Consider the following 4,437-nt stretch of genomic DNA (forward strand, 5'->3'; position numbering starts at 1 on the left):
GTTCAACAGGTCAACGATACGCTCGGCCATCCCTGCGGCGATCGGCTGCTGTGCTCGGTCGCCGAACGGCTGCGCGACATGCTGCGGCCCGAGGATCTGGTCGCGCGCTTTGGCGGTGACGAGTTCGTGGTGTTTCAGCAGCATCTGGCTTCGAAAGAGGACGCCGCAGCGCTGGCAAGGCGGATCGTCGATCGACTCAGCGATCGCTATCTGATCGATCATCACGTCGTCGAGATCGGCGCCTCGATCGGCATCGCGCTGACGTCGCCGGGCGTCCGCGCCGACGTGCTGCTCAAGAACGCCGACATGGCGCTGTATCGCGCCAAGGCGGATGGCCGCGGCACCTTCTGCTTCTTCCGCGAGGAGATGGCGCACACCGTCGAGGCCCGACGCATCCTCGAACTCGATCTGCGCAAGGCGCTCGCCAACGAGGAGTTCGAGCTGTACTATCAGCCGCTCGTCAACCTGAAGACCGGCAAGATCACCACCTGCGAGGCGCTGCTGCGCTGGAATCACCCGGTGCGGGGCACGGTGTCGCCGATCGACATCATTCCGGTCGCCGAGGAAATGGGCCTGATCGTCGACCTCGGCCGCTGGATCCTGCGGAAGGCCTGCATGGAGTGCATGCTGTGGCCGCAGGAGGTCAGCGTCGCGGTCAATTTCTCGCCGCAGCAATTCCATCAGCGCGACGTGCTCAACGAAGTCCGCTACGCGCTCGAGGTTTCGGGGCTGCCGGCGCGGCGGCTGGAGATCGAAGTCACCGAGTCGTCGCTGTTGCGTAACACGCAATGGACTCATGATGCCCTGCAGCAGCTTCATGCCGAAGGCGTGCGGATCTCGCTCGACGATTTCGGCACCGGCTATTCCAGCCTCAGCTATCTGCACAACTTCCCGCTGCAGAAGGTCAAGATCGATCGCTCCTTCCTCGAAGGCATCGATACCGATCGACCTCTGATGTTGTTGCGCGGCGTCGCGCGGCTCAGCGCCGATCTCGGCATGTCGGTCGTGGTCGAAGGCATCGAGACCAACGAGCAGCTCGATCTGATCAGCGCCGACGGCACCGTAAACGAGGGCCAGGGCTATCTGTTCAGCCGCCCGATACCTGCACTGCGCATTCGCCAATTGCTGGCCGCCTCGCACGGGAAGCGTGTTCTGGATGGCGATTTAGCGGCGCGTTCCATCAGATCAATCGCCTGAGTGCAGCCCGGCGGGCAGGAAAGTTCCGCCTCATCCAAACGTCGCAGACATTCCGCCAGTAACGTTAATGCCTCGAATGCTTTGCATCGTGATTAAGGGCTGGTTAATGTGCGCTTGCGCGCTATTCGGTGCGGCGCCTGAGTGAGTTCGGAGTGTACACATGCCTGCGGCTCGGCTGGACCAATCACAGGGCCGCGTTGCCGCTCGTCGGCTTGAATTGCTCGATAAGGTCGAATACCGGCTCGCCGAAACCGACGCCGATCGCAACGACATCTATCGGTTGCGCTACCGGGCCTATCTCAAAGAAGGTGCGATCGACCCCAACAGCCTCGGCATTGTTACCGACCGCTATGACACGCTGCCGAACAGCTGGATTTTCGGCGTGTTCTTCGAAGGCCGGCTGACCAGTTCGCTGCGGGTTACGGTCGCCTCGCCGGATCATCCCGACTCGCCGTCGATGGACGTGTTTCCGGATTTCCTGCGGCCCTGGTTGGCGGAGGGCAAGCGCGTGGTCGACCCGACCCGCTTCGTTGCTGATCCGGACTGTGCCAATCGGATGCCGGAATTGCCCTATCTGACGCTGCGGCTGGCCAATCTGTCCTGCGAATATTTCCGTGCGGAGATCGGCCTCGCTTCGGTGCGCGCCGAACATCAGGCGTTCTACCGCCGCGTCTTCATGACGCCGGTTTGCCCGGCGCGGCATTATCCAGGCCTTAAGAAGCCGATCAGCCTGATGTCGATCGATTTCCCGAACCAGCATCAGAAGTTGTACGCGCGCTATCCGTTCTTGCGCTCGACGCCGTTCGAACGTCACAAGCTGTTCGAACGCCACATCGGCAATCACGCGGCGCTGCGGGTCGCCGGCCCGGCACAGCCGGCCGTCCGCCCTTCCGCCTAGCTCGAGACGCGCGCCAGTAGCGAATATGCAGCCGACGCTTCACCGTCGCGCCACATTTACTCCTCATTAACCATTGCGATTGCTTTTCGCCGACCGGGGGCATTTGATCGGGTCGCGCAACACCTCGTCAAGGTTGACGGAACGTTCGCTTAACCATCGCCCTGTAGACCGGAAGACAGTCCGATACAGTCCGAAATCGCGAGCGTGGAGGCTCCGGAATGACCACTCACAAGCGAATCCTCCAGGGATTTCATTTGGCCGCGGTGCTCGCGGTCGCCCTGTCGATGGGGGCTTGCGCCAATAAGAACGGGCTCGGTGGCGATGGTGCGATGGCCAGCGCGGCGACCCCGGGCAGCCAGCAGGATTTCGTCGTCAACGTTGGCGACCGCGTGTTCTTCGAGAGCGATCAGACCGATCTGTCGCCGCAGGCCGTCGCCACCCTCGACAAGCAGGCGCAGTGGCTGCAGACCTACAGCCGCTATTCGTTCACGATCGAGGGCCACGCCGACGAGCGCGGCACTCGTGAATACAACATCGCGCTCGGCGCCCGCCGCGCCCAGGCGGTTCGCAACTATCTGGTGTCGCGCGGTATCGATGCCTCGCGGATGCGCACAATTTCCTACGGCAAGGAGCGTCCGGTCGCGGTCTGCAACGACATCTCGTGCTGGTCGCAGAACCGTCGCGCCGTAACGGTGCTCAACGCCGGCGCTTGAGCCGAGCGTTCATGAATGATGGATTCGGCGGCGCCCCTCGGGGCGCCGTTTTGCTTTCTGGGCCTCGAGGCGCGATCACGACCTCGCCAGTCGCATTTTTGACGTAGTGCGGCGATCAATCCGGCGCTACTAATCGGCCCATTCGGCCGCCCTCGAACTCGTCGGATCTCCATGCCTTCAGCCTTCGCCGTTTCCGCGCGCAGCCTCGCCATCGTGGCGATGCTCGCACTCGCCGCTCCCGCGCTGGCCCAGCAAGATGGAGACGTCGATCCCGAGATCCGCATTCAGCAACTCGAAGACCGGCTGCGCACACTGACCGGCCAGAACGAGGAACTGCAATATCGCAATCGGCGGCTCGAGGAGCAGCTTCGCCAGTTGCAGGGCGGCGCCGCCCCTGGCCAGCCACAGGCCGGGGGCGCCCAGCCTTCAGCGCCGCCGCAACAGCAGCAGGTCTATTCGCCCCCGGCGCAGCAGCCCCAGGTCTATGCGCCGCCGGCCCAGCAACAGCAGCCGATGTACGGGCAGCAGCAGGCGCCGATGGTGCAGGACCAGACCGCGCCGCCGGCCACCGGTCGCCGCCGCGGCGATGCTTTCGATCCCAGCCAGAACCCCAACGCGCCCGGCGTGCCGCGCGCGCTCGGCGGCGGTCAGATGCCGATGGAGCAGGGCGGCGGCATGCCCGGTCGCGCCGCCGGCGCGCCGATCGACCTGTCGGGCGGCCGCTATTCTCAGGACGCTGCTCCTCAAGGCGGCGCCCCCGTCACCCCTCAGGGTCCCGCTGCGGGTGCCGGCCTGACCACCGCGCCGCCGACGCAGTCGCCGCGTGACGAGTTCGATCTCGGTATCGGTTACATGGAGCGCCGCGACTACGCGCTGGCCGAAGAGACGATGCGCAACTTCGCGCAGAAATACCCCAACGAACCGCTGGCTGCCGACGCGCAGTATTGGCTCGGCGAGAGCTTCTATCAGCGCAAGATGTACCGCGATGCGGCCGAAGCGTTCCTTGCCGTCACCAGCAAATACGACCGCGCCGGCAAGGCCCCGGACGCGATGCTGCGTCTCGGCCAGTCGCTCGCCTCTCTGAAGGAGAAGGAAGCCGCGTGCGCGGCGCTCGGCGAGGTCGGCCGCAAGTATCCCAAGGCTTCGGCCGGCGTGAAGAAGGCGGTCGACGTCGAGCAGAAGAAGCTGAAGTGCTGAGATGAGCGACGGGCCGGCCGCATCCGCAGCGGCGAAGGCCGGCCGTCAGGCTCCCGCCGGTGACGATGCGCCAATCACGGCCCAGCAGGCGGCGGCGCTGTTTGCGCCATGGACATCGCTGCCGAAGATCGTTCTCGCAGTTTCGGGTGGTCCTGATTCCGTTGCGCTGCTGTGGCTGGCGGCGCGTTGGCGTCGCGGCTTGAAGCACGGACCGGCGCTTTGCGTGGTCACCATCGATCACGGTCTGCGCGCCGAATCCGCGCGCGAAGCTCGCGACGTGAAGCGACTCGCCACACAGCTGGGCTTGCCGCATCGAACACTGCGGTGGCGTGGCGACAAGCCGAACAGCGGCCTTCCGGCGGCGGCGCGAACGGCGCGCTACGCGTTGCTGGCGCAGGCGGGCAGACGGTTCGGCGCGGCGCATATTATGAT

General features: G+C 65.0%; 5 protein-coding genes. All 5 read left to right on the forward strand.

From position 1 onward, the window contains the following. Positions 1-1,197: bifunctional diguanylate cyclase/phosphodiesterase (locus I5M_RS16055; protein WP_022722325.1), on the forward strand; the 1,197-nt coding region annotated here is incomplete at its 5' end. Between the two features lie 160 nt (positions 1,198-1,357). Next, entirely contained in the window at positions 1,358-2,095 is a 738-nt protein-coding gene (locus tag I5M_RS16060; protein WP_031336628.1) for a hypothetical protein, read from the forward strand. A 218-nt stretch (positions 2,096-2,313) separates the two neighbouring features. After that, a complete protein-coding gene (gene pal / locus I5M_RS16065; RefSeq protein ID WP_022722327.1) occupies positions 2,314-2,808 on the forward strand; it encodes a peptidoglycan-associated lipoprotein Pal in 495 nt (164 codons plus the stop codon). A 171-nt stretch (positions 2,809-2,979) separates the two neighbouring features. Continuing rightward, positions 2,980-4,005, forward strand: coding sequence for a tol-pal system protein YbgF (ybgF, locus tag I5M_RS16070; protein ID WP_022722328.1), 1,026 nt, complete (start codon positions 2,980-2,982; stop codon positions 4,003-4,005). A 1-nt stretch (position 4,006) separates the two neighbouring features. Beyond that, positions 4,007-4,437, forward strand: a 431-nt coding sequence (locus tag I5M_RS16075) for a tRNA lysidine(34) synthetase (protein ID WP_022722329.1), incomplete at its 3' end; no start/stop codon positions are given.

The sequence above is a fragment of the Rhodopseudomonas sp. B29 genome (genome assembly GCF_000333455.1).
GTDB lineage: Bacteria > Pseudomonadota > Alphaproteobacteria > Rhizobiales > Xanthobacteraceae > Rhodopseudomonas.

What these genes read in the sequence shown, in the direction of transcription:
- I5M_RS16060 (WP_031336628.1), top strand. Translation starts at nt 1,358, where the DNA reads ATGCCTGCGGCTCGGCTGGACCAATCACAGGGCCGCGTTGCCGCTCGT.
- pal (WP_022722327.1), top strand. Translation starts at nt 2,314, where the DNA reads ATGACCACTCACAAGCGAATCCTCCAGGGATTTCATTTGGCCGCGGTG.
- ybgF (WP_022722328.1), top strand. Translation starts at nt 2,980, where the DNA reads ATGCCTTCAGCCTTCGCCGTTTCCGCGCGCAGCCTCGCCATCGTGGCG.